Below are 25,873 nucleotides of genomic sequence, written 5' to 3'. Positions count from 1 at the left end.
GGGGTCGAGCCGGTGCTCGACTTCAAGGCGGATAAGAGGGCGGATGGGTCACGGCCGCAGCAGATGGACCCTGAGTCGGGTCTGCTGGTGTGGCAGGTGGTCGTGCTGGATGCGGACGAGGAGGCGGGAAAGCGGGACACGGCGGTGTCGGTGAAGTTCCTGGCGAAGGTGCAGCCGGTGCCTCCGGAGAACAAGACGCCGTTCCCATGGACGCCGGTCGAGTTCGTCGGGCTCTCGGCGCTGCCGTATGTCGAAGACCTGGGCAACGGGCGGAACCGGATCGCGTGGTCGTTCCGGGCCGAGTCGATGACCGCGCCGGGCGCGGCCAGCTCGGGCGGTTCCGGGTCTGAGCGGGCGAAGGGGACGGCGGCATGAGGACCACGGAGCAGCCGCGGACCGACGCGTGCGCTGATCCGCTGGCCGACCAGGGTCAGCCGCTCGGGCTTCTCGATGCGGCCCGGGTCCTGCAGGTGCTGAGCGCGCTGGTGGGCGACGTGCTCGTGCTTGGCGTGCGGGTGGACCGGGACACGGTCCGGGTTCCCGTCGAGGGGCTGCCGTGGCCGCGCCTGCTGCGCTCTGTGGAGGTGTCGGTGCACTGCGACGACGACGTCGCCGCGGGTCAGGTCGGCGAGCTGCTCGGGCTGGCCCGGACCGGGACGCGCCGGTATGCCTCGGCGGCCGACGGTGTGCAGTTCGTCGAGTCCCGCTGGACCGGCTGGCTTACATCACGTGACGCCGTGTCGGTGCCGCTGCCGGTGTCGGTCACGGCCACGGGCGCTCACGCGGAATCCGCCCCGCACCCCTGTGAGGACGAGGCCAGCTCGGTCCAGGAGGTGGCCTGATGACTGCCGCCCTAGTACCCGCTGGCTCGACGGCGTGGACGCCGACCCGCCGTGCCCTCCGTCTCGGGTGGGCGCTGGTGTCGGGTGTGCTGTCGTGGTCGTGGCGGCACACCCGCTGGGTCCTGCTCGTCGCCGCCCTCGCGTTCCTGACTCGGCTGCTCCCAGACGGGCCAGTCCTCGCGGAGTGGCTGCTGCTGCTCGGCTGGGTCGCCCCCGCCCTTGTCGCGACGGTGTGGGTGACGTTCTGGCCGGTGTCGTACCGCCGCTCCGTCGCTGGCCCGGCCGCTCGCGTCCGGTGGGTGTGCTGGGCGCGCCGGCGCTGGCCCCACCTGGCGCGCGAGTGCGGCCTGTCCGTGAATCGGGAGCAGACCCCGACACGGTCGGCGCGTCTCGTCGGCGCGCTCACCACGGGCCCGGCTCCGGCGCTGCCCAAGGTGTGGGTGCATCCCCGACTGTGCTCCGCCACCGCCCGCGGTGTCACCCTGACCCTGACAGTGCGGGCACGGACCGGGCAAACCGTGGACGACCTGGAAGCCGTCGCCCCGGCTTTGGCTGCCGCCGCGGGCGCCCGCTCGTTCCGGTGCCGAGCCGTGTCGCCGTCCATGATCGAGTACGACCTGGTTATGAGCGACCGGCTCACGGCTGTTCGGGAAGCGACGGCGCCCACAGATGTTCGGGTCGATGCCGTGCCGCTCGGGCGGCGCCAAGACGACACCGCGTGGGTGCTGCCCGTGACCGGCCGGCACACCCTCGTCGTCGGCTGCTCCGGCTCCGGGAAGGGCTCGATCTTCTGGGGCGTCTGCGCGGGCCTGGCCCCCGCGGTCCGCGCCGGGCTCGTGTGCCTGTGGGGCATCGACCTCAAACGCGGCGTCGAGATCGGCATGGGCCGGCACCTGTTCCACCGGGTCGCCACCACCCCGAGTGAGGCCCTCGACGTACTCGCGGCGCTGCGGGTGGTGATCGACCAGCGCGGCCATCGCATGGCCGGGCACTCCCGCCTGCATACCCCAACACCTTCCGACCCGCTGCACGTCGTGGCGATCGACGAGCTCGCGGTACTGACCGCATACACCGACCCCGAGATCCGGAAGGAGGCCTCCCGGCTGCTCGCCGAGATCCTCACCCAGGGCCGGGCGCTCGGCGTCGTCGTACTCGCCTGCGTACAGGACCCCCGCAAGGAAGTCATCGGCCTGCGCGGCCTGTTCACCCAGACCATCGCGTTGCGACTGCGCTCCGCGGAGGAGACCCGGATGGTCCTCGGCGACGGCACCGCCGATCTCGCCCCCGCGCACCGCATCTCCCCCGCGACACCCGGGGTGGCGTGGGTGATCGACGAGGACGGCACCGCCGACCGGGTCCGCGCCGACTACTGGCCCGACCGGCTCGTCCGCGAGGTCGCCACCCACCACCCGGCACCCGCCCTCCACGCCCACGACATCGGCTCCGCGACGCTCGAGATGGAAGAAGCCTCGAACAGCGAAGGGCAGGCCTCGGCGGTCGCGTCCGCGTCACCGAGAGCGCGGAAGCCCCGCTCCCCACGCAAACCCCGGCAGCCTCGGCAACCGAGACCGGCACCGTTCAACGGAGGATCCTCTCGTTCTGGCGGTGAGGCGGCATGACCGGCGCGACCGCGATCGAGCGGGACGGGTACGGCACCCCGCAACGCTGGGTCGACCGCACCGGAGGACCGACCCTCGACGAGCTGCACGCCTCCCGCTGGCACCACCGAGCCGCCTGCCGCGACTGGCCGGCATACCTGTGGACCGACGACTACACCCACGCCCAGACCAGCCCCGCCATCCCCATCTGCGAGGAGTGCCCCGTCCGGGGCGCCTGCCTTGCCTCCGCACTTGTCTACGGGGACGAGTACGGCATCTACGGCGGCACCACCGCCAGCGAACGCGCCCGCCTGACCCGGCGCCTGCGCCACGGGGAGACCCTCGGCGCGGTCCTCGCCGCCGTGCTCGGCAGCCCGGAGCGTGCGTCCTCCAGAGCGGACCGCGGGGCGGCCTGATGGGCGTGAGGACGGACCGGCCCAGCCCGACACCTCACCCGGGCATCCCGGGGACCTTCCCGGGGTTCGGGGAGGACGCCGGGTTGGACCTGCCTGCCCTCACCCCCCACCTCGAAGCGCAGATGGTCGCCCGGCTCACCGCCAAGGACTTCCCCGCGTGGGCCGACACCGCCGCCAAGGTCGGACACTGCGCCCACCCGGTCCGCCTGCACGGCACCTCCACCACGATTGACGCGGCAACCGGGGAGGTCCTCTCCACGTACTCGTCCGCGGACGAGCCGCTCGGTGTGCTGCACGTCCGCTGCGGCAACCGCCGCGAAAGCGCCTGCCCCTCCTGTTCCCGGGTCTACGCGGCGGACACCTTCCATCTGATCCGGGCCGGGGTGATCGGCGGCAAGGGCGTGCCCGAGGACGTCGCGGACAACCCGCTCGTGTTCGCGACCCTGACGGCGCCGACGTTCGGGCTGGTGCACGGCAGGAGGAACGGTCGGAAGTGCCGGGCGTTCACCCCGAAAGGCATCCCGGGCATCTGTGAGCACGGCCGGCCGACGGTGTGTCACGCCGTCCACGACGACCAGGACCGGCTGCTGGGGCAGCCGCTCTGCCCCGACTGCTACGACTACACCGGACACGTGATCTGGCAGTGGTGGGCGCCAGAACTGTGGCGCCGGTTCACCATCACCACCCGGCGCCACCTCGCCAAAGCCCTCGGGGTCCCGCAGTCGCGGCTCCCGAACGTGGTGACGCTGCAGTACGCCAAGGTCGCCGAGTACCAGCACCGCGGGCTGATCCACTTCCACGCCCTGATCCGCCTCGACGGCCCCAAGACCGACACCGGGTTCGCGCCCGCCCCCGGCGGCGCCACCGCCGCCCTCCTCACGCGCGTCGTCGAAGACGCGGCCGCCGCGGTCCGGTTCGACGCGCCACGCCTCGACGAGGACGACCGTGTGCGGCGGCTCCGGTTCGGGACCCAGCTCGACGCCCGCCCCATCGCCACCCGTCGCCGCACCGACGACCCCGACCGGGAGCTCGTCCCCGAGCAGGTCGCCGGCTACCTCGCCAAGTACGCCACCAAGTCCGCCAGCGACACCCTCGACGCGGACAACCCGCACTGGCAACGCCTCCGGCACGCTATCGACGACGCCACCGAGCGGACCGACGCCGACCTGCACCGCCGCCGCATCCCCCGCCTCGAGCACCCCTATGGGCTGCTCGGCAAGTGGCGGCACATGCTCGGCTTCCGCGGCCACTTCTCCACCAAGTCCCGCCGCTACTCCGTGACCCTCGGGCAGCTGCGCCGCGCCCGCGCCCGCTTCCAACGCCGACTCGCCCACGCCCACCGCGACGGCACACCCCTGGACGTGGGCGACCTCAACGACCTCCTGCGAGACGACGCCGACGAGACGACCCTCGTCGTAGGCCAGTGGGTCTATGCCGGGTCCGGGTGGGACACCGACGGCGACGCCGAACTCGCCAAAGCTGCGGCCGCCCGCGCCCGCGAATACGCCGCGTGGCGGGCTGAGAAGAAGCACCACAACCGTTGAGAGCCGAAGGGGAGTAGAGATGAGAACGCAATCGAGCGAAAATGCAGTGATTCCTCCGGTGCTATACCGGGTGGACGAAGCGGCCGAGGCACTCCGAATCAGCCGGTCGGTCATCTACGAGCTGATCCGCTCGGGTCAGCTCCGCACCGTGAAGGTCGGTCGTCGACGCCTCGTTCCGGTCCAAGCGCTGGATGACTATGTGGCATCGCTGGGAGTCGCGGCGTGACCACCGGACCGGGAGCGACCGAGCGCCGCAACCAGCCGAAACGTCGACGCCCACGCGGGGAAGGTGGCCTGCGGTGGGACGAGAAGCGCCATCGGTTCATCGCTGAGAAGACGGTCGGATACGACGGGCGGGGGCGGCGCATCGTCAAGACGGGATCGGGGAAGAGCGAGTCGGCAGCGCTTCGCGCACTTCGCGCTCGGGTCCAGGAACACGAGTCGGGAATGCTACCTGGCGCTCACAGGGTCACCGTGGCTCAGGCCGTTGAGGACTGGCTGGAGTTCGAGCGTTCCACCGTCGGCAAGAAGACCAAGGAAGGCAACGAGGAGAAGTACCGCCTCCACATCAAGCCGTACCTGGGCGCCCGGCGCTTGAAGGACCTGCGCCCCGACGAGGTGGACCGCTGGCTCGTGATGCTCTCGGCGTCCCTTTCGACCTCGACGCTGAAGCAGGTGCGATCTGTACTGGGCCGCTCGATGCGCCGAGCCATGAAGCGGGGGCTGGTGGAGCGCAACGTCGTCGAGCTCTGCCCGGCGCCCACGGGTCGACCCGGTCGCCCGTCGAAGTCCCTTACCTTGCAGCAGGCCTCAGACGTGCTGGACAAGACGCGTGGCCACCACATGCATGCGTACATCGCGGTGTCGCTGCTCGTCGGTCTTCGACCAGAGGAGGTGCGGGCGCTCCGGTGGTCCCGAGTCCATCTGGTTGACGAAGACCAGCGGGTGCCGCACGTAGAGGTGTGGCGCTCGGTCAGGGTTGGCGGTGACGTGAAGACGCGGAAATCGCGGCGGACCTTGGCAATCTCGGGTTACGTGGTGGCTGTGCTCGAACGGCATCGTCAGGACCAGGCCGAGTGGCGTGAGGCTGCTGGGCCGCGCTGGGAGGACCACGACCTCGTGTTTCCGTCGCGGCTCGGGACCGAGCAGGACGCGCACAACGTGCGGCGCATGTTCCGCGACGCGCTGAAGCAGGTGCCGGGCCTCGACGTCACGCAGTGGACGCCGTACGAGTTGCGACACTCGTTCGTGTCGATCCTCTCCGAGCGCGGGTTGGCCATCGAGGAGATCTCGCGTCTCATGGGCCACTCGGGTACGGCGGTCACGGAACTGGTTTATCGGCACGAGCTGCGTCCGGTGCTCGAGGCCGGTGCCAGCGTGATGGACACCGTCTTCCCGTCGCTCAACGCCAAGAGCGAGGACGGCGATGACGACGCTCCGTAGTCAGGCAGTTTGTCAGGATCGGCACTCATCCTGGGCCGGGCTGCCCGCCGGCGGGGTGCATTTCCCAAGGTGGGAGGTGGTGGACCTCCGTAGAGAGTTTGAGAACCCTTGCTCGGCCTTGAAAGTTGTGGCTTCGCGCCGGTCGCGCGGGGTCTACAAGCGGGATCGGCGCCCGTCGGAGCCGACGGTAGTGGACTCGCGGGGGCGGATGGTGCGTGCAGTTGGGATGACTCAAACCTTTCTGAGCCCGGCACGAGTGGACGAGTTGGTGGCCCTGTACCAGGCGGGTGCGACCCTCGTGGAGCTGGGCGAGCGGTTCAGTGTTCACCGCCGGACCGTGGCGGCGCATCTTGTCCGCCGGTCAGTCCCGATCCGTAGGCGTGGCCTCAATGAGGCCCGTCTCGCTGAGGCTGTCGAGCTGTACGCGGGTGGGTTGACACTGATGGAGGTCGGTCTGCGGTTCGGGGTGAGCCAGCAGGCGGTCAGGCGGGCACTCGCTGCGGAGGGTGTCACGATCCGGCCGGGTGGGCGGCGCGCTCGGATCAGCGCCTGAGCCAAGAAGAGGCGCGAATCGTGACGGTCAGGGCGTCGAAGAACGTGGTGACGCCAGCAGGTTGGTGCGTTCCGTGGTTCGCGGCGTAGACGCTCACGCCGGCGTCATGAAGGTCCGCGATGTCTGCGGCGCGGCGGGCAGGGTGCGGCCGAGCCGGTCCAGGCTGGCGACGAACACGACGCAGACCCGACCTGTCCACGCGTCGGAGAGCAACCGTGCCAGCTCCGATCGAGCGCCGGCTTCGTCGCTGTAGGTGCGGGCAATGTCGAGGTGGACGGCACGGGCACGGGCGAGTGCGATGCAGGCGGACCGTTAGCGATCGTGTGCCTCGGGCGTGGGACGCGCGGCGTAGGTGTAGGCGGTGGCGCTCATCGGAGTGCCCCCGCCAACTTGGATGCCTGACGCACCGAGCGATCAGACGTGTCCTGTCCGTAGTGTGCGCGGCGCCGGGCGATCGCCTCCTGGACACGGGCGCGGACCAAGAGGACGAGGCTGACCGGTCCCACGATGATGAACTTCATCGCGTTCCAGATTGACAACAACACCACCAAATACAGCCAGCCGGGGCCGCCATCGCCGATAAGGGTGGTGCAAATATTCGCGATCAGCAGGTAGGGCACGGCGACGAGCATCGCGGGGAGGCCCCATTTCAGGCCGGGGCGGGTGCGGATCGCGTCGAGCAGCCGGTTGGCGGGCATGTACCGGCGCAGGTAGGAAGTGATGTGGGTGCTCAGCGCCCAGATAAGGCGGATCATGGCGGGGCCTCTCATCACACGTGTCTCTCCGTCGAGGAGGCAGTACGTGTATGAGCGCCCATGATGGGCCGTCCCGAAGGACCCGCAGATGAGGAGAACCTGCCTCGCGTTCCACTCTACGCCCGAGCGCGGACATGCGGAACCCGCCTGGGCGCCCGCGCGGATGATCGGGGCTACCACCGATGCCGTACTCGTTGCGCTGGCGGCCGCCTTCTGCCTGCGTCGTGACTGGGCCCGGTTGGAACACGGGCGGCTCGCGGACAATGTCGGCCCATGGCCGTGATCGTCCTTGGAGTTGAGCTCTATGACTCTTCCAGCGCGGCAGAGTTCGGAGACGGCCGGAGGTCTTGCTTGTCCCACAGTCGTGAGGTACTACGCCGGGCCGCCTTTGATTGCGGCCAGTGTGTCGACGCAGCCCACCACCCGGACCGGGGTCCAGGCGGAGCGACTCCTCTTCGCCATTAGTGCTCTCCCTCCCGGGTCGTGTGTGTCCACGGACAACTATTTGTTCGAGCACTCACACCGTCCATGCTCGTATCCGGCTGACTGGGCAAGAGACCACGCGCAGCTCGAATTCCGTCGGAGGGTGCGGGCATCGGGGGTCATCTAGTTGTCGAGGCGGTGACGCGGACGGCCATCTCGTCCACGTTCGGCAGGTGCTTCTTCACCGACGCCTCCGCCTCCGCGGCGACTCGATCGGCCTCCGCCAGGCTCATCGCCCCCGCGCGGATGACGGCGTCGCCGTGGAGGCGGTGCCCGACCCAGCGCAGCCGCACCCGCTCCACGGACGCCACCTCAGCGAGATGACCGAGGGCGTGTTCGGCGCGGTCCACCAGCTCGGGCTCGATGCCGTCCATGAGGCGCCGTCCGACCGAGCGGATCGTGCCGATGAGGAGCACCGCGATCATGGCGGAGATGAGCAGGCCAACGATGGGATCGGCGAGCGGGAACCCGAGCAGTACCCCGATCCCGCCGGCGACAACGGCAAGGGAAGTGAACCCGTCGGTGCGGGCGTGCACGCCGTCGGCCACTAAGCCTGAATCCACCGATGTTCTTGGGTGAGGGTCGGTAGCGGAGGGGCTGAGCTGGGCTTCGCCGCGGGGCGCGGCGGTGCTGCGGGCCTTGCTGCCCGTGGTGTTCCGCTGAGGTGTTTCTGCTCGCGCCTGTTGGCTGGTCGGACGGATGGGTCAGCCTTGGGGTGGCCCGGTGGTGTGAGCGAACAGCACCGTCCAGGCGGCTTCCCAGGGCCAGGCGTGGGGCAGGTGCAGGCGGGTGCGGCGTCCGGAGGACGCGAGCCGCGCGGGGATCGCGATCAGTTTCCGGCGGATCGTGGCGGTGGTCGCTTTCGCCAGGATGGCATCAGCAATGGTTGCGGCAGCTCGGGTGAGGTTGAACGCGATGATCGCGAGGACGAGCCAGGCGGCGTTCGCGGTAAAGATCCCCGAGGGCAGGTGCGCCAGAGCTGCGCGCTTCAGGTCCGCGTTGACTTGCTCGATGATCGCGTGCTGACGGTGGACCTGGTCCGCGGTGACCGTGTCCAAGGTGCTGGTGGTGAAGAAGGCGTGGAACCGGTGGGTGTCGAACAGCGTCGGGTGCTGAACGTCCTTCTTGTTCAGCTCGGGAATTCGCCGCACGACCAGACGCCCCGGGACGTGGTCTTTCTTGGCCCTTGAGGTGAACGCGGTGAACGGCACCTCCGCGACCTCGGCCCGAGAAATCCAGGCCCGGGTGGCCTCGTCGAAGATCGCGTCGGTGTATTCGATCGTCGTCCAAGCGTCTTCCGGGATGGTGCTGATGGCGCGTTTCACGGCCGGGTCTTGCCGGGCGGTGATCGACACATCCGCCCCGGCGCGCAGGGCCCCGTTCACGACCTGGAAGCCGTAATACGCCGAATCTGCCCGCAACAACACCGGCGCCGTGGATGTCCCTGGGAGGCGGGTGACGGTCTTGAGTGCGTCGGCGACGATCCGAGCCGCACCGCGCGGTGACCCGGACGCGCCCTTCCGAAGCCGCTGGGCGATGACCACCGGGGCGCTGGTTTCGGTGGACACGGTGGCGAGGAGAGCGTTGATGCCCCGGACACCGGAGTAGCCGAACCCGGCGCCCTGTTTCTGATACCCGTGGACTTCGATGATCGTGTCATCGACATCCACGAACACCAGGCCGCCGTCAGAGGGGACCGGAACGATCGGTGCTTCCCGGGCCAGATTCACGAGCACCCGGGCGGCGACGGCGTCGAGCTGGCGGACATGCCCGAAGGTGAACGTCCGCAGGAACGACCCCAACGTCGACGGGGCGTAACAGGAGGTGAAGAGTTTCTTCATGCCGCCGTGGCGCAAAAGGGCCATGTCATCGATCGAGTCCGCGCCGGCGACCATCCCCGCGACGAGGGATTGAACTTTCGTCCCGGCGTTCGCGCCTTTGTCGGTCGGGACACTCAGCCACTGATCGGCGAGGCGTCGAAGGCCGGCGTTCTCGGCGAGACGCATCACCGGGAGCAGCCCCGCGGCCGACACGAGATTCGGGTCATCGAAACGTGCAGCGGCGGTCTTGGCGGCATGAGAAACTTGCACCTGCGAGATGCCTCCCTTTTCGGGTGAATAGGACTCTGAACAAGCTCTATTTTCCCTGATCAGGAAGGCATTCTCCGTTTAACGCGCCGACCCCAACCCACCGTCCATCGGTGGATTCAGGCTAAGGCGGCCGAGCCGATCTTGCGGCCCACGCGGATCCGGTAGACGGCGACGGCCTCGTTGCCGAGGAACCCGACGACGCCCGCGCCGACCACCCAGCCGATGTTCTCCATCGGCCGCGGGTTGATCATCCGGTCGATCGCCTCCCACGCTGCGATCACGGCGGACAGGGCGATCATCAGGACGATGAACAGCCCGGCGAGATCCTCCGCTCGATTGAAGCCGTAGGTATAGCGACGGGTCGCCACGCGGCGGGAGAGGACGAACGCGATCCACAGCGGGACCGCCGTGAGCGCGTCGGAGAGGTTGTGGATCGTGTCGGCCAGCAGCGCGACCGATCCCGAGAACGCAACGACCACGGCTTGGAGCACGGTCGTGGCCAGCATGATGACCAGGCTGATCTTCAGGGCCCGGATGCCCTCGGAGTGCGCCTCCATCGCGTCATCGATCGAGTCCGCGGCATCGTGGGAGTGCGGCACGAAGATCCCGTACAGGAAGCCCTTGAACCCGGTCGGGTGCGAGTGGCCGTGCTCGCCATGGTCGTGCGCATGGTCGTGGTCTGTGCCGTACGGGTGGGAGCTGCTCGTTCCGAATAGTGGTGATGGCGGCGCTCAACATCGGGGAGGCGCTTGGGTCGATGGCGTTCGCTTCGCTTATCCGCTTATCCGCTTATCGGCAGTCTCGGTCGCCGGTTTTCGCCGTTGGTCGCTCCGTGTAGCTCAGCGGCGCAGCTTCGCGAGCCCCGGGATGAGGCGTGCTGAGTTGACGATGAATGCGGTCTCGCTGCCGACGTGGATGAACGCCGCCGTCACCGGGGAGAGCAGACTGAAGGTGGCCAGCCCCATTCCGACGAGGTCGACGGCGATGGTGCCGGCGAAGTTGAACATCACGATCCGGCTGGCGCGGCGGGCGACGTGCACTGTGTGGACGAGGCCATCGAGGTCGGAGCTGATGAGTACGACGTCGGAGCTCTCCCGGGCGATATCGGTGCCCGATCCCATGGCGATGCCGACCTGGGCGCGGGCCAGTGCCGGGGCGTCGTTGACGCCGTCGCCGACCATCGCGAGCCTGTGCCCGGCAGCGCGTTCGGCATCGATCGCGGTGAGCTTCTCGTCCGGGAGCAGCCCGGCCCGCACGTCGTCGATGCCGAGCGCGGCGGCGACGGTGTTCGCGGTCGCCTCCTGGCCGCCGATGATCATCATCGTCCGCAGGCCCCGGCGGTGCAGCTCGGCCACGGCGGCCTTCGCCGTATCGCGGATGGTGTCAGCCAGCAGGATCGTGCCCTTGTAGTCGCCGTCGATGCCGATGTGGACGGCGGTGGCGGTGCCCTGGCCGCCCTCGGTATCCGGGGCGTCGGGGACGAGGTTGCGGTTGCCTGCCGCGACGGCATTGCCGGCGACCTTCGCGGTGACGCCCCTGCCCGGCTGGTAGGCGAAGTCGTCGCAGGGGCCAATGGGAAGCCCCTGGGTGCGGGCGTGGGCAACGACGGTCTGCCCGAGCGGGTGCTCGGAGTAGGACTCAGCCGCTGCGGCCAGCACGAGCAGGCCATCCGCGTCGAACCCGTCGGCGGTCCTGACGTCGACGACGGCGGGTGCACCGGTGGTCAGCGTCCCAGTCTTGTCGAAGACCACGGTATCCACGGTGGAGAGCGCCTCAAGGTGCGCGTCGTCCTTGACGAAGGCCCGGAGCGGGCGATCCGGGCGATCGCGGCCAGCACCGCCAGCGGGGTGCCGGCGGCGATGCCGCAGGCCCCGACGACGACGACTACGGAGATCGTCGATGTCAGGTCGCGGGTGATCAGGTAGGTGATGGCCGCGCCGATCAGGGCGAGGTAGGCGGCTGTGAGGGTTATCGTTCACAGCAAACACTGATACCCTCGGGGGTAATATATCCCTGTGAAGGCCAGTGCTTGTCGGGGCCGCTCGTGCATGTGAGGAGAAGGAACTTATGGACGTGGTTGTGATTGACACCCCTCAGCTTGGAGACCGCTCGTATCTCGTGCATGACGGGGTGGTGGCGTTGGTCATCGATCCTCAACGTGATACGGACCGGGTTGAGCAAGCTGCGGCGGATGCTGGTGTGAGAATCACGCACGTCGCTGAAACCCATTTGCACAATGACTACCTCACCGGCGGTTTGGTGCTGGCACGAAGCCAGCATGCTGTCTACCTCGTCAACGCAGCGGATGAAGTGCAGTTTGAGCGTCAGCCAGTCGCGGACGGCGAGGCAATCCTTGTCGGCTCTTTACGAGTGAAGGCGGTCGCGACCCCCGGACATACCCACACACATCTGTCCTACATCGTCACAGCAGGGGAAGAGCAGGCGGTGTTTTCCGGCGGAAGCCTGCTCTACGGATCGGTGGGCCGCACCGATCTGGTCAGCGCCGATGACACCGTTGCGCTCACCCATGACCAGTACGCCTCGGCACGCCGCCTGGTTGAGGAGGCTGCATGTGAGGCCGCACTGTACCCGACACATGGCTTCGGATCCTTCTGCTCCTCCGGGCCGTCCACGGGCGCGTCCGCCTCCACGGTGGCCGAGCAGATCGAAGCTAATCATGCTCTCACCGATCCTGACGAAGAGCACTTCGTACAGGAATTGATCGCGAACCTTACTGCATACCCTTCGTACTATGCCCACATGAGCCCGGCCAACACGCAGGGCCCCGGGCCGGCGGAGCTGATTCTTCCTGAGTCACTGGATCCGGGCGAGCTGAGTCGTCGTCTGGATGACGACGAATGGGTGGTCGATCTCCGCAATCGGGTCGCTTTTGCCAGCACTCATCTGGAGGGCACAGTGAGCTTCGAATACGGCGACGGCTCGAATTTCACGACCTATCTCGGCTGGATTATGCCGTGGGATAACAAGCTCACTCTCGTCGGCGCACGAGAAGATGTGGAGAACGCGATCCGCGATCTTTCCCGCATCGGCATCGATTCTCCGGGCACCGCCATTGGCACCGACCCAGCCTCTCTGGCATCCAGAGCCGTTGTCACCTCCTACCCGCGTGTCGATTGGCAAGGCATGCTCGCCGGTCGGCCCGGGGAGGAGACCATCCTCGATGTGCGCCGCACCGACGAATACGATGCTGCCCACCTCCCCGGGGCTGTGAACATCCCATTGCATGAACTGCTGACCAGGATCGGGGAGGTCCCCGCCGGCAGACTCTGGGTGCACTGCGGATCCGGTTACCGCGCAGGCATCGCAGCGAGCCTACTGCAACGAGGCGGCAAGGAGCCTGTGCACATTGATGCCCTGTTCGCCGACGCTGCCTCGGCGGGCGTCGACCTCATCAAAGGTTGAGCGTCCTTCATCTCACGCTCACGTTCATTTGCAAACGCGAACATCTAGGACGAAAGGGAAACGGATGTGTAGGGCTGTTACGTGTAGGAAGTGCGGGAAAACAACGTGGACAGGATGCGGGCAGCATGTTGACCAGGTCATGCGGGGCGTTCCGAATGCGCAACGATGCCGCGGACATGAAAACGAACCGTCTGCCAAGGATGGTTTCTTCGCCCGGCTCTTTTCTGGTCGGTAACCCCAACCCAACGAAAGGCACGACATGAACCAGCCCACGAAAATAACGATTTCCGGGGGAACCGCCGTGGAAAGTCAACGGAAGGTGCTCAACCGGTTGCGTCGGGCACAGGGCCAGCTCGGCGCCGTGATCGCTGCCGTCGAATCGGGAGGGCAATGCCGGGACGTCGTCATTCAACTGGCAGCCGTCTCAAAAGCCCTTGACCGTGCCGGATTCACCATTGTGTCCTCGGCGATGCAACGCTGTATCGCCTCGCCTGATGACCCGGCCGAGCCCCTGACCGTTGATGAGCTCGAAAAGCTCTTTCTTACCCTGGCGTAGCTGATGGCACGCCAGAGGAAAATCTTCTGATTCACGCTGTCGGTTGAGCCGTGGCATCAACGTTGTGCCTCCACCGTTGCTTACCTCGGGAGCGGCAAGGGAACAGATGGGCATTTGTGCGCCTAGCGAAAAGATTCACCGAAAGGAAGACGCGTCATGATTGAAGGCTTGTCGATTAACGGTCTTTGGCCAGCCGGCTTACCTGTGGCCGTCGCAGTGGTGCTGTTGACTATTCTGGTCGCACGAGTCATCGGCGGCCGACCAAAGGCGGCACGACCCAAGGCGCACAAAAATCGCTCGCAACGCCGCGATCGCCCGAGCGATCCAGGGCAGCCGTTCGAGGCTAGGAATATCCGAGCCGAGTTGCCGACCAAGACTTCACACCCCACAACTGGCAAGGACGAGAGTCAGATGCTTGGCAGGCCCGCATCTGCTTCCGGTTCGGCCAGCACGATGGCCGCGCTCCCGCAGAATCACCGATTGTCTGGTGACCGCAAGCAAATTCAAGGAAAGGTGCACGTGTCATGATGAACGGGATTGGAATGGGTGGCGGATGGCTGTTCGGGGTACTCATCGCCGCGGGAGTCGTTCTGCTCATCATCCTCTTGGTTCGCTTCCTCGGTGGCGGCATGAAGCGCGACCGTCCCGACGAGCAGAACATGCCAAGGCAAAGTAGCAGCGCCCGCCAGTTGCTCGATGAGCGGTATGCCCGAGGGGATCTGACGACGGAGGAATACCAGGAACGAATCCGTGTTCTCGGGGATGGAACCTGATGGAGCCCATCAGCCGACGGCAGGCTCTGATCCTCGGTGGTCTCGGAACAGCCAGCATCGTTGCCGGCGGCGCCGGGCTCTTCTGGACGGCAAATACCGGATTTGTCCCATCGACAGCCCAACGCTTTACCGAACCCGCGGCCCTGCGCAGTGTCAACGGTGCCCTGCAACTCACACTGACGGCCGCCGAAGGGCCTGCGCAGATAGCCGGACGCCACGCAACAGCTCTCACTTACAACGGCGGACTGCCCGGCCCAACGTTGATTATCCGCCCCGGAGACCGGCTGAAGATTTCCTTGGCGAATCAACTAAGAGAGCCCACCAACCTCCATGTTCATGGGCTTCACGTTTCCCCGGACGGCAACAGCGACAACGTTTTTGTGTCGATCGATCCGGGATCATCCTTTGACTACGAATACCGGTTGCCGCCAGATCATCCGCCGGGCGTGTACTGGTACCACCCGCACCATCACGGCATGGTTGCCACCCAAGTATTTGGTGGCCTTTATGGTGCCATCATCGTCGAGGATCCCACCCCAATTCCTGTCAGCCGGGAGCGGGTTCTCGTCCTCTCCGACATCACTCTTGACGGATCTGGAACGATCCCGGCGGCGTCCGCGATGGATCGGATGGTTGGACGGGAAGGGAACCTGATGCTCGTCAACGGGCAAGCCTCACCGCAGCTGAGCGCTCGACCGGGCGAGCGCGAACGGTGGCGGATCATCAACGCGTGTGTTGCACGGTATCTCCGACTTCGCCTTGACGGTCAGCGATTGCAACTCCTGGGGATTGATTCTGGCCGATTCCCGCGCCCGCACGACGTCACGGAAGTCGTCCTCGCTCCAGGAAACCGCGCCGACCTTCTAGTCACCGGCGTGAAGGGAACGGCATCTTTTCAAACTCTGCCCTTTGACAGGGGAGCCGCGATGGGAATGATGGGCGGCACGCGGCCGTCCTCCACGACGGTGAATCTGGCCACCTTTATTGTTGCCGGCCCACCTGCCACGCCTGCCGCTGTGCCCGGGCAGTCACAACCTCGAGATCTGAGGAAATCAACGGTTGATGGTCGACGCGAGCTGACCTTCGCGATGGGGATGGGGCCAGGCGGGATGGGCATGGGGTCTGGAGGCAACATGATGAGCTTCACCATCGATGGGAAGGAGTTCGACCCAGCCAGGATCGATACGATCGTGCACGCCGGTTCCGTCGAGGAGTGGACGCTGAGCAACACCAGCCCGATGGATCATCCCGTGCATCTGCACGTCTGGCCTATGCAGATCGTCGAGCGAGCCGGCGCCGCCGTAAACGGCGTCCTCTGGCAAGACGTGGTGAATGTGCCCGCGATGAGCAGTATTCGGGTGCGGATCCCCTTCGACGACTTCACCGGCAAAACGGTGTATCACTGCCACATCCTGGACCATGAAGACGGCGGCATGATGGGAATCGTCAACGCCGCCTAACAACAGACGCAACCACCACGGAAAAACGACTGAGGAGAAGCACATGAACTACGCGCACACCATCACCGTCTCGCTGCCCTACGAGGAAGCAGTCACCAAAGTGAGGCAAGAGCTAGCAAACAACGGCTTCGGTGTCCTTACCGAAATCGACGTCCACGCAACCCTCGAAACAAAACTCGGCAGCGAAAGCGCACAAACCGTCGGCGACTACCTGATCTTGGGCGCCTGCAACCCGGCCCTCGCGCAACAAGCACTCACCGCCGAACCCGACATGGGACTGCTGCTTCCCTGCAACGTCGTCATCCGACGGGACCGCTCAGCTAATGTGACCACGGTCCAAGCCATCAACCCTCAGACCATGGTCCAGCTGAGCAACTCCCCGGCGATACAGGCCGTTGCTGACACGGCCGATGCGCACTTACTCGCTGCTTTATCTGCTCTGGAAGGCCTGGACAGCAGCAAATAACACTGGATCCGGTCGACGAGGGAGAGTTCGGTTCTTTTGTAACTGAATCGTTCGTATTCGCTACGTCAAAACGCGATTTTCGGGACGCCCGCTCAGAGTGCAGCTTCTCGCGGGCCTTCGAATCAGATTTTGTAGCGAAACCCCGGTCCGGATTCTATGCGTCGATTCCATCGGTGCGCAATGAATTCCGCTACAGTCAGTTCATGGGTCATCTTCTCGGATACGCACGGGTGTCCACCTCCGATCAGGATGCGGCGCTCCAAGTCGACGCGTTGAACGCTGCCATCGACGAATCCGAACGACTCAGCGCCAACGCCATCGAATGGCTCCGCGACCAATACGACCGCACCAATATCGCCCTCAAGACAATTCAGTCACTTCCCGCAGTTCTACAGTCGACTCGGGTTCGCCCACCAATATCGGCCCCTCGGCAACGAAGAACTCGCCTTCGTCCTCGACCGACAATGGCGAAAACTCGGCAAAAAACTCGACCCTGATGACTTCACCGACGCACAAGCCATCGCCGCGATCGCTCGCGTCACCCGCGGCAACTTCCGACTCCTTGAACGCCTCTTCCCGCAAATTGAGCGAGTGATGAAAATCAACGAGCTCACCATCATCACCAACGACGTGATCGAAGGGACGCAAAGCACGCTGGTCATTGGCATCAGCTAAAAGCCCACCATCCGGAAGCGAAAGAAGCCTGCCAAAAAATTCAGAAAGCCACACCCCACGGGACGAAGAAGATGATGTCGCCGTGCTCTGGGGTCCGATCCCGGTGCACCTTCCCGCACGAGCTCGCGCGTCATCGAACGGGCAAGACGAAGAGTATCCAAGGCGGATGGCGTATAGCGTCTGTGCGCCTGACTCCCAACCAGTACGGTTAGCTCCTGAAAACGACAGCGGGATGGTCACAGGCTCGGCCCGCGGCGAACCGGAGCCGCCGGTCGATGCTGCTGGCGTGGTTCGGGCCGAGGGGCTAACTGGTGAAGAGCGACCTCTGCTCGTGCGTGGTCGATCTTCTGTGCCGTCGTCCCCGGTGTCGGGCCCAGGGGTGTGTCGTCGATGATGCCGTACCGGTCCCGGTAGGCCGCGACCGTGCGGGCATGCCGCCGCCATGCTGTTGCCTTCCGCGAATCGCGGGGTGGCGCACCTAGCGGTCTCGTCCAAGTCTCCCCGGCGTCCCGTGCGGTGTCGAGCACCGCGTCGGCGCGGGCCTCGATCAGTTCACGGCGCTCATCAAGTGCTTGACGCATCTCGCCTACCATCGGGCCGTCGGCGGACGGGACAAGTCCCGCGATCAGCCGCGGTGCCTTGCGAGTGCGGCCGGACCCTGCTGGCCGCTGGGTGGAGCGGGCGACCCGGTGGTGGAGGACGGAAGCGATGTCGTCGGCGTCATCGAAAGCGCGCGCCGCTACGAGGCGCGGGAACAACCGGTCCATGTCGTGATGGTTCGCCTCGGCCCGGCGTATCTCGGCGGTGAGCGCCCCGAAGGCTTCGGACTCGACCACCGCATCAGTCTGGGCGCCGGTGAGACCGGCGGCGCGAATCATTCTGACCCAGCGGTCGCGTTGGGCTGCGGCGGCGATGGTCTCGTACTCCGTAGCGAGCTGTGCTATGGAGCCCCACTGCTCGTGTTCGGCGGTGATGGTCTCGTGCGCGGACAGCTCAGCGCCGATGTGCTGGAGTACTCCGTACAGCACGCTCCTGCCGCTGGCGTCTGGGTTGTCGCCGGGATGCGACTCGGTGTGGGCGTCGTCGGCCCGGTCGAGGATGACGTACGCGCGGTTGGAATGCTTGCCGCGAGTCATGGCGACGTAGAAGTTCTCGCGCGTCGTGGTCGGCTCCACCAGGACGTGCGCGGCGTCGACGGTCACGCCCTGGGCACGGTGTGCGGTGACTGCGTAACCGAGGTCCAGGTGCTCGGCCACGTATGAGGCGGGCAGGACGATGGAGCCGCCGAACCGGCGCTCGGCCCCGCGGATGGTGATGGAGCCGTCGTCGCGGACGCCGGAGATGGTCCAGCGTGCGCCGTTGCGGACCCAGTCCTTGCCGTTGCGGAGGCGGCGGTCGTTGCGGCGAGTGATGATCGTGTCCCCGACGCCCGCCTGGGCGCCGCCGTTCAGCTCGACTTCCCGGCCGGGCTGGAGGACACCGTCGAGGATGAGGTCGGCTCGGGCACGGTGGTTGAGCGTGGCCACGTCCTCGCGGGAATCCGCGACCAGCACCGACACCAGCCCCTGCGCGCGGTCAGCACGCCACGCCGCATATGCGGCATCACTCATCTGGTCGGCCTCGCCGCCGGTGACCCGGTCGTGGTCAATGTAGGTGTCGATGACCTCGGTGCGCCCATGCCGGAGACCCAGGGATGCGGCCTTCTCCCACTCGTGGGTGAACCGGTGGACGTCGACCAGCTCGGGCGCATCGTCACGATCCGCGACCAGGAGACCGAACGCCCCACCGGCGTCAACCGACTGCAACTGCGCATAGTCGCCCACGAGGAGGACTTTCGCACCGGCATCGGCGGCAACCCGGGTGATGCGGTCCAGGGAGAGGGTGCCGGCCAGAGAGGCTTCATCGACGATCACCAGTTGCCCGGCCTGGAACGTGGCGCCATGGAGTTGATGGTTGGTCCACCACTTCGCCGTGTTCTCCGTGGCGATCCCGAGACCGTCAGCGAGGACCTGCGCCGCGACTGCCGACGGCGCGAGCCCCACGACCGATCGTTTGCCGTGCTCGGTCTCCCACGCTCGGCGCAGCCTGTTCATCGCGGTGGTCTTGCCCGCGCCCGCCGGCCCCACCAGCACATCGACAACACGACCCGAGACTGCGACCGCGGCGAGAGCCGCAGCCTGGTCATCCCCGAGGAGTCGCCCGTCGCGGTCGGGCTTCGCGGTGACCTCCTCAACGGCGGACAGTGGGACGGTTGGCCCGGTCGTGGTGCGGGACCGCTCCAGGAGTCGGTCTTCGGCGGCGAGGAGGTCCTCGGAAGAGAACACCGTCGAGTGCCTCGGCCGGAACACCGAGGACCCATCGGGGCGGCGCAACAGTGCCGGGCTGGTCGCCAGCTCAGGCGGAGTGAGCCGCAGTGACGCGGACTCGGCTGCATCCACCACGAGACCCACGACGGCCTCGCGGTCTTCGATGCTGGCGAACCGGTAGCCCATCGTCTGCCGGGCCGCCTCCGCGGTCAGATTCCAGCGCCGCCACGTCGACCGCTTCTCCCCGACCGTCTCAACCACTGTGCGCCCGAACTCCGCGATGACATCGAGCGGGATGTCATCGGCGCGCAGCAACAGCGGAGCGTCGTTCGACGTCACGCGAAGTGCCCAGGTGGTGGCGTCCTCGCCCAGCAGGCCGGTGGCGCGGCGGCGCCAGTCGCCGGTGAGGTCCGCGAGTGAGCGAACTTCCTTCTCGGGCCGGGTCACGAGGGTGGCCTGGGCGCGGAGCTTGAGGATCGTCACGGTCGAGGGCTGGCGGCCGTGGCGCTCCACGTACTCCTCGATCAGACGGTCCTTCTCCACCTCGATGTGGCGGGCGCGGGTGGAGAACTCAGCCACCAGCCCCTCCGGTACGCCGGCGATGGCCCAGGCAGGATTACGGTCGCGCCCCATGTCCCGCTGCTCCCAGCCGACACCGAAGGCACGGGTCATGTGGTCGGCGAAGACCGCCTCGTGCAACTCCGACAGGGCGACCGTCGCGGCGTGCATCGGCCGCCCATCCAGCGATCGCCACTTCCCGTCTTGCGCAGTCTGCACCTTGTTCGAGATCACCACATGGGTGTGCAGATGAGGGTCGCCAGCGCGGGAGTCGTAATGGTCGAACGCGGTCGCGATCACCCCGGTCACGTCCACCTGCGCGACCGCACCGTCCGGGCCGGATGCACCCACTCTGGTTGCGGCAACCTCTCGCTCGATGAACGCAACCATCTCCGCAACCGCCGCATGATGCGCCTGTGCAACCAGTGCTTGCGTGCCGGCATCGGAAACGGCCCACAGGACGCTCGCGGACTTCGGGATCGAGAACGTGTAGTCGAACCCCGCAACAGCCCGGCGCGTGCCCCGTCTGGCTTCCTCGGCCTCGATCGCAGTGACCGCATGAACGCGTTCGCCGAGGCTCAGGGCCGGTTCGAGAGCCTTCACGCGCTCCGCGACGCGTTCCGAGACAGACCGATACTCGGGGTATGCGCGACCCAGAGAGTCGCCGGTGACCGGATCGCGGCCCATCCCCACGAGGAGCTGGAGCTGAGGCTCGGACACCTCATCGCCTTCATGTAGCTGCCCAGTCCCCAGAGCTGGTAGCCCGCCGCCAAGCCAGCGGCCCGGTGGGTTCCCTACTTCGGCGTAGTAACGCGTCAACGGGGTCGACAGCGACCTGTCACCGTCGGCCGCGGCGACCGTGCGCAGCAGGTACTTGTACCCATCGCCCGCCGACATCACACGCATCGAAACCGTCACCGCCGCCTCCTCGACGGTCAGGTGAGCGGACAATGACCGCCTCGGATCGCGGGGCGTGGACGGCAGCCCTCCCGCCGCGCGTCAACTCTGGTTGACGTGCGGCGGGCCTCGTCTGCAAGACGCGTGTGGCCTCGGATGGCGGTCGGAGCCGAGGCCGGAGATGGAGGACCTCAGGCGGCGGCAAGCGGGTCTCGGTTGAGCAGCGAGCGCGTGTCGGAGTCGTGCACCTGACAGGTGACCAGCTCGGCATCAGCCTCCGGATGAGGCGTTGCCGAGGACGACCGTCACCGGAGCAGACTTCATGCACGACCTCAACGCCAGCGGTGGCCCAGGACTCAGGATCGGATCGCTCTTCAGCGGCTACGGCGGCCTCGACCTCGCCGTCGAGCACGTCTTCAACGCCAAGACCGTGTGGTTCTCCGAACTCAACGAGCCCGTCGCCCGCATCTTCGCCCGCCACTGGCCCGACGCGCCGAACCTCGGCGACATCACGACCATCGACTGGCGTCAGGTCGAGCCTGTGGACATCCTTATCGGCGGGTTCCCGTGCCAAGACGTTTCGACGGTAGGCAAGCGCGCCGGTCTCGCCCCGGGTACGCGCTCGGGTCTGTGGGCGCACATGGCCGTGGCCATCGACGCGCTCCAGCCCGAATGGGTCGTCATCGAGAACGTCCGCGGGCTGCTGTCCTCACCCGCGACACGGCCACCCGCAGAAGGAGACGACCATGACCGACGCAACCCCGGCGATGCAACCCCCGACGGCGCAACCCTTCGCGGCATGGACGCGACCCGTGGCATCTGGGAGACAACGCAGCTCGACCTCTACGGGCTCTCGGCGCCGTTCTCGGTGATCTGGCCGACCTGCGGCTGGATGCGCGATGGATCGGCCTACCGGCTTCCCTTATCGGCGCTCCTCACCAACGTTTCCACATCTTCGCCCTCGCCCGGCGCACTGTTCCGCACCCCGCTGGCGACCGACTCATCGCGCGGCGGGGAGACTCTCGACCAGGTGCGAGCGAGGCGCGGGACGATCGCACTGTCGCACCAGATCATCGACTTCGCGCTCCACGGACCGGCTGGCTCACCGACCAGGAGAGCCGAATCGGAGACCCTGTGGTCCCTGATAGAGGGACTCTTCAACGCTGGGGACGCTACGCCGACGCCATCACCCGCTGGGAACACATCACCGGACGCCCCGCGCCAGCGCCAGCCCTCCTGAACGACGCCGACGACCCCCGCCCAGCACCAGCTTTCGTCGAATGGCTCATGGGCTTACCGAACGGATGGGTTACGGACAGCGATGACCTGACGCAGAACCAGCAGATCACCGCGCTGGGCAACGGAGTGCTACCTCTCCAGGCCGTGTCCGCACTGTCGCTGCTCGCCGCGTGAACGTGGGTTACTACAGAGCCGCGTCCTCCGGTGCGCCCGGTGCTGTTCCCAGAGCGGCGAGTAGGCGGGTCCGGATTCGCTGCTTGCGCTGCTCGAAGAACGACGTGAAGTCGGCCAGGTCGAGCGGAAGGCCGTCGAGGTCGTTCTCGGCGAGGTAGGTGGCTCGCTTGTCCTCGCTCGGGAAGGCAGTCTCAATCCACTCCGCGGGCAGGCCGTCCTGCTTCTCAATGTTGGCGGTGCCAGCGAGCAACTGGAGGTTCGGCAGGAGATTCACGGCCGCCAGGTAGTCGTCGATGCTGTCGAGCGGGACTCCGGCGTCGAGGAGCTTCTTCTTGGTGAACCGGGACTTGGGGAAGATGTGGTCTTCGTGGAACTTCTTGCTCAGGTCCAGCCCCGGATACAGAACCGAGAGGACGGAGAACGTCCGCTGGCCGGCGTACTTGAGGTTGAGCAGTTCGTCGATCTCGGCGTTGTCGAACGTGAGGCTCTTGCCGACGGCCGCCATTGCCTCCTCGACCGCAGCGACCGGGAAGCCGTTCGTCGAGTTAGTGCGGAGGACATCGCGGATGCGGGTGAGGAGCGTGTCGAGTCCCGACCCCCAGATGCCGCGCTTGACCAGCGAGCGGGTCACCCACCGTTGAAGGGCGAGCCTGTCGGCCGCGTCCGCGGTGGAGTCGAGGTAGGAGTCACCTGCGCCCCGGAGGTGCAGGTAGTGCGCGACCGGGACGATCACGCTGTTCGCGGTGAGGTTACGTTCGTTGTACCCGAACTGCTGAAGCAAAGTCGCAGCACGCAGCAAGGCTCCCTTGATCTGCGGCCACGCGGCCTCCACCTTGGCCATGTTCCCCTGGGTGAAGTTGGTGACCTTGAACCGCACATCCACGTCCGCGATCGTCAACGCGGTCTTCAGCACCACATCCTTGGAGAACGAGAACTGTCGCCCGGCGTTGCTGTTGATCTCGGAGACCAGCGAGCGGACCTCCTCGCGCGCGTCCAGCTCTTGCCACTGGTTCGTCGCCATCGACAGCAGCAGGTCGGAGTACGAGAGCGTGGTGCCGCCGCTGTTGACGCGGACGAAGATTTCGAGCACCTTGTCGGCGTCCTGATCGGTGACCAGGAAGTAGTTCATCGGCTTGAGAACCCGCACCGCCTCGTACAGGTCGTAGAGCCGCTGGAACGCGTCAGCCGATCCAGCGATGCCGCGTTGCTCCAGCTCGCGCATGATCGCGGGGCCAGCGTTGGCGAGATCGAGGACTGCGCCGACTCGGAACCACTTGTCGGCCTCGCCGTCCGCCGGGGAGGCCTCCCGGTCGGTGAGGAACCGCAGGTCGTACTTCGTGCCGAGCTCCTCGTCGTCGGGCTCGTCGACGAGGTTGAGGTAGAGGCGCTTGACGGGGAACGCGTCCGCGCTGTTCCACCACGCGTACTTCTTCTTCTCCGCGAAGCTGCCGTACAGCGCGATGTTCAACGAGGTGAGCCGCTGCTGTCCATCGAGCACCGCCGTCGTGCCACTCCCGGAGGGAACCGTTGCCTTGTCGGCGTAGGGGTTGTCGCGCTCGTGGTAGTTGGTCAGGAACTCGTAGAACGTGTACGACTGCGCAGTTTCAGGCTTGACGTCCCAGAGCAGGAACGACCCGACGGGGTACCCACGCATGAGGCTATCGACGAGCTTGGTGATCTGATCGGCACCCCACACGAACTCTCGCTGGATCGCCGGCATCAGGTACTCGCGCTTGTGGATAGCGGTCAGCATCTCCTCGATGCTGCGCGGGGTCTGGAACGACATGCGGATTCTCTCGGTCGGGCTGGCAGATGGTCAGGCGATGGCGTCGTCATCGACGGCCACGACAGTGTCGTAGAGGCCGTAGTGCCGCAGCCCCTTGTGGGACTCGATGCCGGTGTAGGACAGGGACGAGTCCTCGTAGCGCCGGAAGGCGAAGACGGCCTGGTTCATGTGGGTGGCGTTGAAGACGCCGAGGTTCACGAGCAGATGGAAGTCCTCAACGGTCAGTCCAGTGACGGTGCGGAACAGGCCCGGTTCGAGCTTGGTGATGACGTCCTGGAGGGTGTTCTCGCGGAAGTCGGTTAGATACATGAACGCCGGGATGCGGGTGGCGAACTTGACCAGCTTCTCTTGAATCTGCTTCCGCTTGGATTTGTACTCCTTCTCTTCCGCCGTGAGTTCCTTCTTCTCCGCCGGAGTGATCTCTTCGCCCTTCTCCTTCTTCGCCTTCTTCACGGCGTCGCTCTTGTTCACGACGGTCTCGAAGATGTCGTTGCCGAGCGCGCGGAAGCCTTCGATGTTCATGACGGCGTTGAGGGCGTCAGGGTTGTTCATGATCTTGCGCAGGGTGTCGTTGTCGACGTTGACGAGTATCGCGGACTCCCACTTGCGGGCCAGGAGGGTCGCGGACGTGCCCGACATGGCGATGTCGAGGATGCCGCCAGCATCGACCTGGGTCATGTTCGACCCGTCGTAGGCCAACACGGGCAGGAACTTCACGAGCTCCTCGACGGCTTGCTCAGGGTTCGGCGTCTCCGGCGAGAGACCGGCGCCGTAGTCGGCGATCTGACGCAGCGCGCGAGTGGGCGCGAAGTCGAACACGAAGCACACAGGCTTGAGGACTGCTTCGGCGCTCGGGTTGTCTCCGTCGGGATTCTTGATCGACCACGGTGACTGTACGCGGAACGCTGCCTGAAAGTAGGTCTCGGGTGAGTTGAGGTTGCGCAACATCAGGATCGAGGACCACTGCTTGACGGTGACGCCCGTAGTGAGCTTGCCGCACGACAGGGTGATCGTCTTGGTGTCGTGGCCGTCGCCGATCGCCGCCCGCACTGGCGGGAGAGCATCCAGCCCGATGCCCGCGCCGGGACCCGCGACGACGAGGACCTTGTAGTCGTGCCAGAACACGTTCTGCTTCTCCGCGAGCAGGTTCGACATTGCCTCGCAGGCAGCAACGTTGGGCAGGAACCAGAACGAGTGCTGAAGGTACGGCAGGAGTCGGACATCGGAGTACGGGAATGGCGGGCGGGTGCCCATCCGCATCGCGTCGACCTGGGTGGGAAGGTGAGCGCCGCGGACGAGATCGAGCCACTTCTGCACGTCGGTCTTGTGGGTGAACTCGGCGTCCTTACCGATGCCCTTTGCCTCGAAGAACTCGTTGAGGTCGAACTCGTCGAACTCTCCCTGATTCGCAACGGCAATCAACTCGTCAGGCATCTGGTACGTGAACAGACGCATCTCCGGGAGCGACCCGTACGGGTTCCAGGCGTCCGGTTGCGCGACGGCGTACTCGGCCTTGGCGCGCTGCTCATCGGTGTAGGTCCAGTTGAAGATTTGCTCCTCGATGAACTCACCGGTTGCCAGCGCCTTGAATGGCGTGCCCGACAGGTACAGGTAGGCGCGGGTGGTGATCGGCAGGAAGTCGTCCTCGTCGTTGCCGAGTTCGTCAAGCTCCTCGTCGAAGGCCACGAGGCCGTCGTTGTACTCCGCGGCCAGTTCCTTCTGCTTGACTTTCTCGTCCTCGCCCTCGAACAGCTCCTTGGCGGACTCTCGCCACGCACCGAAGTGGTATTCATCGAAGATGACGAGGTCCCAGTTAGCCTCGAAATTGCATCGGGT

At 66.3% G+C, this 25,873-nt stretch carries 25 protein-coding genes and 2 pseudogenes; 18 read left to right on the top strand and 9 right to left on the bottom strand.

Annotated features, from left to right (window positions below; genetic code table 11):
• The 8 genes from N864_RS07055 to N864_RS07020 all read left to right on the top strand — a co-directional run.
• Positions 1–375 (top strand): hypothetical protein (locus N864_RS07055; protein WP_034715027.1); only part of this gene is annotated, 375 nt, incomplete at its 5' end.
• The gene (locus tag N864_RS07050) at positions 372–842 is read left to right on the top strand and encodes a hypothetical protein (protein ID WP_034715011.1); all 471 of its coding nucleotides are present in this window, start codon (positions 372–374) and stop codon (positions 840–842) included. The genes N864_RS07055 and N864_RS07050, both read left to right, overlap by 4 nt.
• Positions 842–2,461, top strand: coding sequence for an FtsK/SpoIIIE domain-containing protein (locus tag N864_RS24030; protein WP_081793478.1), 1,620 nt, complete (start codon positions 842–844; stop codon positions 2,459–2,461). The genes N864_RS07050 and N864_RS24030 overlap by 1 nt, the downstream gene beginning before the upstream one ends.
• Positions 2,458–2,856: a WhiB family transcriptional regulator gene (locus tag N864_RS23575; protein ID WP_051518297.1), complete on the top strand. Its 399-nt coding sequence runs from the start codon at positions 2,458–2,460 to the stop codon at positions 2,854–2,856. The genes N864_RS24030 and N864_RS23575 overlap by 4 nt, the downstream gene beginning before the upstream one ends.
• On the top strand, positions 2,856–4,400 hold the full coding sequence (locus tag N864_RS07035; protein ID WP_155892851.1) for a replication initiator: 1,545 nt from the start codon (positions 2,856–2,858) through the stop codon (positions 4,398–4,400). Before N864_RS23575 ends, N864_RS07035 begins: the two co-directional genes overlap by 1 nt.
• Before the next feature lie 19 nt (positions 4,401–4,419).
• Complete coding sequence (locus N864_RS07030; RefSeq protein ID WP_051518295.1) at positions 4,420–4,626, top strand: helix-turn-helix domain-containing protein; 207 nt, start codon at positions 4,420–4,422, stop codon at positions 4,624–4,626.
• Between the two features lie 248 nt (positions 4,627–4,874).
• Positions 4,875–5,843, top strand: coding sequence for a site-specific integrase (locus tag N864_RS07025; protein WP_205620884.1), 969 nt, complete (start codon positions 4,875–4,877; stop codon positions 5,841–5,843).
• Between the two features lie 268 nt (positions 5,844–6,111).
• Positions 6,112–6,396 carry a helix-turn-helix domain-containing protein gene (locus N864_RS07020; protein WP_240474246.1) on the top strand — a complete coding sequence of 95 codons (285 nt, stop codon included), beginning with the start codon at positions 6,112–6,114 and terminating at the stop codon, positions 6,394–6,396.
• A gap of 93 nt (positions 6,397–6,489) precedes the next feature.
• On the opposite strand, the gene N864_RS26390 is transcribed toward N864_RS07020, so the two are convergent.
• From N864_RS26390 to N864_RS06995, 6 genes and pseudogenes are all read right to left on the bottom strand, one after another.
• Positions 6,490–6,696: a recombinase family protein gene (locus tag N864_RS26390; protein WP_081793476.1), complete on the bottom strand. Its 207-nt coding sequence runs from the start codon at positions 6,694–6,696 to the stop codon at positions 6,490–6,492.
• 68 nt (positions 6,697–6,764) lie between these two features.
• Entirely contained in the window at positions 6,765–7,151 is a 387-nt protein-coding gene (locus N864_RS07015; protein WP_034715018.1) for a hypothetical protein, read from the bottom strand.
• Positions 7,152–7,753: 602 nt separating this feature from the next.
• Positions 7,754–8,197 carry a cation diffusion facilitator family transporter gene (locus N864_RS07010; protein ID WP_240474245.1) on the bottom strand — a complete coding sequence of 148 codons (444 nt, stop codon included), beginning with the start codon at positions 8,195–8,197 and terminating at the stop codon, positions 7,754–7,756.
• A 141-nt stretch (positions 8,198–8,338) separates the two neighbouring features.
• On the bottom strand, positions 8,339–9,724 hold the full coding sequence (locus N864_RS07005; RefSeq protein ID WP_034715005.1) for an IS1380 family transposase: 1,386 nt from the start codon (positions 9,722–9,724) through the stop codon (positions 8,339–8,341).
• Positions 9,725–9,846: 122 nt separating this feature from the next.
• A pseudogene (locus N864_RS07000) lies at positions 9,847–10,281 on the bottom strand (cation diffusion facilitator family transporter); the annotation flags it as partial.
• A gap of 282 nt (positions 10,282–10,563) precedes the next feature.
• Positions 10,564–11,475, bottom strand: a complete 912-nt coding sequence (locus N864_RS06995) for a heavy metal translocating P-type ATPase (RefSeq protein WP_205620883.1) — start codon at positions 11,473–11,475, stop codon at positions 10,564–10,566.
• Positions 11,476–11,502: 27 nt separating this feature from the next.
• Between N864_RS06995 and N864_RS25635 the strand changes: the two genes are divergently transcribed.
• The 8 genes and pseudogenes from N864_RS25635 to N864_RS25955 all read left to right on the top strand — a co-directional run.
• Positions 11,503–11,649, top strand: coding sequence for a hypothetical protein (locus N864_RS25635; protein WP_205620882.1), 147 nt, complete (start codon positions 11,503–11,505; stop codon positions 11,647–11,649).
• Positions 11,650–11,791: 142 nt separating this feature from the next.
• On the top strand, positions 11,792–13,147 hold the full coding sequence (locus tag N864_RS06990) for an MBL fold metallo-hydrolase (RefSeq protein WP_034715001.1): 1,356 nt from the start codon (positions 11,792–11,794) through the stop codon (positions 13,145–13,147).
• 259 nt (positions 13,148–13,406) lie between these two features.
• Entirely contained in the window at positions 13,407–13,703 is a 297-nt protein-coding gene (locus N864_RS06985; RefSeq protein ID WP_051518293.1) for a metal-sensitive transcriptional regulator, read from the top strand.
• Between the two features lie 156 nt (positions 13,704–13,859).
• A complete protein-coding gene (locus tag N864_RS24585; RefSeq protein ID WP_155892850.1) occupies positions 13,860–14,231 on the top strand; it encodes a hypothetical protein in 372 nt (123 codons plus the stop codon).
• Positions 14,228–14,476 (top strand): SHOCT domain-containing protein, encoded by a 249-nt coding sequence (locus tag N864_RS06980; RefSeq protein ID WP_034714997.1) that lies wholly within the window; start codon positions 14,228–14,230, stop codon positions 14,474–14,476. The genes N864_RS24585 and N864_RS06980 overlap by 4 nt, the downstream gene beginning before the upstream one ends.
• The gene (locus N864_RS06975; protein WP_034714995.1) at positions 14,476–15,936 is read left to right on the top strand and encodes a multicopper oxidase family protein; all 1,461 of its coding nucleotides are present in this window, start codon (positions 14,476–14,478) and stop codon (positions 15,934–15,936) included. Before N864_RS06980 ends, N864_RS06975 begins: the two co-directional genes overlap by 1 nt.
• Before the next feature lie 43 nt (positions 15,937–15,979).
• The gene (locus N864_RS06970) at positions 15,980–16,402 is read left to right on the top strand and encodes a DUF302 domain-containing protein (protein ID WP_034714993.1); all 423 of its coding nucleotides are present in this window, start codon (positions 15,980–15,982) and stop codon (positions 16,400–16,402) included.
• Between the two features lie 284 nt (positions 16,403–16,686).
• Positions 16,687–17,077: pseudogene (locus N864_RS25955) on the top strand (TniB family NTP-binding protein); the annotation flags it as partial.
• A 236-nt stretch (positions 17,078–17,313) separates the two neighbouring features.
• Here the strand turns inward: N864_RS25955 and mobF are convergent.
• Positions 17,314–20,847 carry a MobF family relaxase gene (gene mobF, locus N864_RS06960; RefSeq protein WP_034715015.1) on the bottom strand — a complete coding sequence of 1,178 codons (3,534 nt, stop codon included), beginning with the start codon at positions 20,845–20,847 and terminating at the stop codon, positions 17,314–17,316.
• 313 nt (positions 20,848–21,160) lie between these two features.
• Between mobF and N864_RS23570 the strand changes: the two genes are divergently transcribed.
• Positions 21,161–22,078: a DNA cytosine methyltransferase gene (locus N864_RS23570; RefSeq protein ID WP_232514698.1), complete on the top strand. Its 918-nt coding sequence runs from the start codon at positions 21,161–21,163 to the stop codon at positions 22,076–22,078.
• 47 nt (positions 22,079–22,125) lie between these two features.
• On the top strand, positions 22,126–22,251 hold the full coding sequence (locus N864_RS26215; RefSeq protein ID WP_276203094.1) for a hypothetical protein: 126 nt from the start codon (positions 22,126–22,128) through the stop codon (positions 22,249–22,251).
• Positions 22,252–22,261: 10 nt separating this feature from the next.
• Here the strand turns inward: N864_RS26215 and N864_RS06945 are convergent, their stop codons facing one another.
• Positions 22,262–24,037 (bottom strand): DUF262 domain-containing protein, encoded by a 1,776-nt coding sequence (locus N864_RS06945; RefSeq protein ID WP_034714988.1) that lies wholly within the window; start codon positions 24,035–24,037, stop codon positions 22,262–22,264.
• Positions 24,038–24,067: 30 nt separating this feature from the next.
• Positions 24,068–25,873, bottom strand: a 1,806-nt coding sequence (locus N864_RS25030; protein ID WP_034714985.1) for a hypothetical protein, incomplete at its 5' end; no start/stop codon positions are given.

It is taken from the genome of Intrasporangium chromatireducens Q5-1, assembly GCF_000576575.1.
Classification (GTDB): domain Bacteria; phylum Actinomycetota; class Actinomycetes; order Actinomycetales; family Dermatophilaceae; genus Intrasporangium_A; species Intrasporangium_A chromatireducens.
This window is presented reverse-complemented; position numbering and strand designations above follow the sequence as displayed.

Excerpts from the sequence above, each read along its gene's own strand:
- N864_RS06970 (WP_034714993.1), top strand. The coding sequence starts at position 15,980 with ATGAACTACGCGCACACCATCACCGTCTCGCTGCCCTACGAGGAAGCA.
- N864_RS07050 (WP_034715011.1), top strand. The coding sequence starts at position 372 with ATGAGGACCACGGAGCAGCCGCGGACCGACGCGTGCGCTGATCCGCTG.
- N864_RS24585 (WP_155892850.1), top strand. The coding sequence starts at position 13,860 with ATGATTGAAGGCTTGTCGATTAACGGTCTTTGGCCAGCCGGCTTACCT.
- N864_RS24030 (WP_081793478.1), top strand. The coding sequence starts at position 842 with ATGACTGCCGCCCTAGTACCCGCTGGCTCGACGGCGTGGACGCCGACC.
- N864_RS06945 (WP_034714988.1), bottom strand. The coding sequence starts at position 24,037 with ATGTCGTTCCAGACCCCGCGCAGCATCGAGGAGATGCTGACCGCTATC.
- N864_RS06975 (WP_034714995.1), top strand. The coding sequence starts at position 14,476 with ATGGAGCCCATCAGCCGACGGCAGGCTCTGATCCTCGGTGGTCTCGGA.
- mobF (WP_034715015.1), bottom strand. The coding sequence starts at position 20,847 with ATGCGTGTGATGTCGGCGGGCGATGGGTACAAGTACCTGCTGCGCACG.
- N864_RS26215 (WP_276203094.1), top strand. The coding sequence starts at position 22,126 with ATGGGCTTACCGAACGGATGGGTTACGGACAGCGATGACCTGACGCAG.
- N864_RS23575 (WP_051518297.1), top strand. The coding sequence starts at position 2,458 with ATGACCGGCGCGACCGCGATCGAGCGGGACGGGTACGGCACCCCGCAA.
- N864_RS07035 (WP_155892851.1), top strand. The coding sequence starts at position 2,856 with ATGGGCGTGAGGACGGACCGGCCCAGCCCGACACCTCACCCGGGCATC.
- N864_RS06990 (WP_034715001.1), top strand. The coding sequence starts at position 11,792 with ATGGACGTGGTTGTGATTGACACCCCTCAGCTTGGAGACCGCTCGTAT.
- N864_RS23570 (WP_232514698.1), top strand. The coding sequence starts at position 21,161 with ATGCACGACCTCAACGCCAGCGGTGGCCCAGGACTCAGGATCGGATCG.
- N864_RS06985 (WP_051518293.1), top strand. The coding sequence starts at position 13,407 with ATGAACCAGCCCACGAAAATAACGATTTCCGGGGGAACCGCCGTGGAA.
- N864_RS07030 (WP_051518295.1), top strand. The coding sequence starts at position 4,420 with ATGAGAACGCAATCGAGCGAAAATGCAGTGATTCCTCCGGTGCTATAC.
- N864_RS07015 (WP_034715018.1), bottom strand. The coding sequence starts at position 7,151 with ATGATCCGCCTTATCTGGGCGCTGAGCACCCACATCACTTCCTACCTG.
- N864_RS06980 (WP_034714997.1), top strand. The coding sequence starts at position 14,228 with ATGATGAACGGGATTGGAATGGGTGGCGGATGGCTGTTCGGGGTACTC.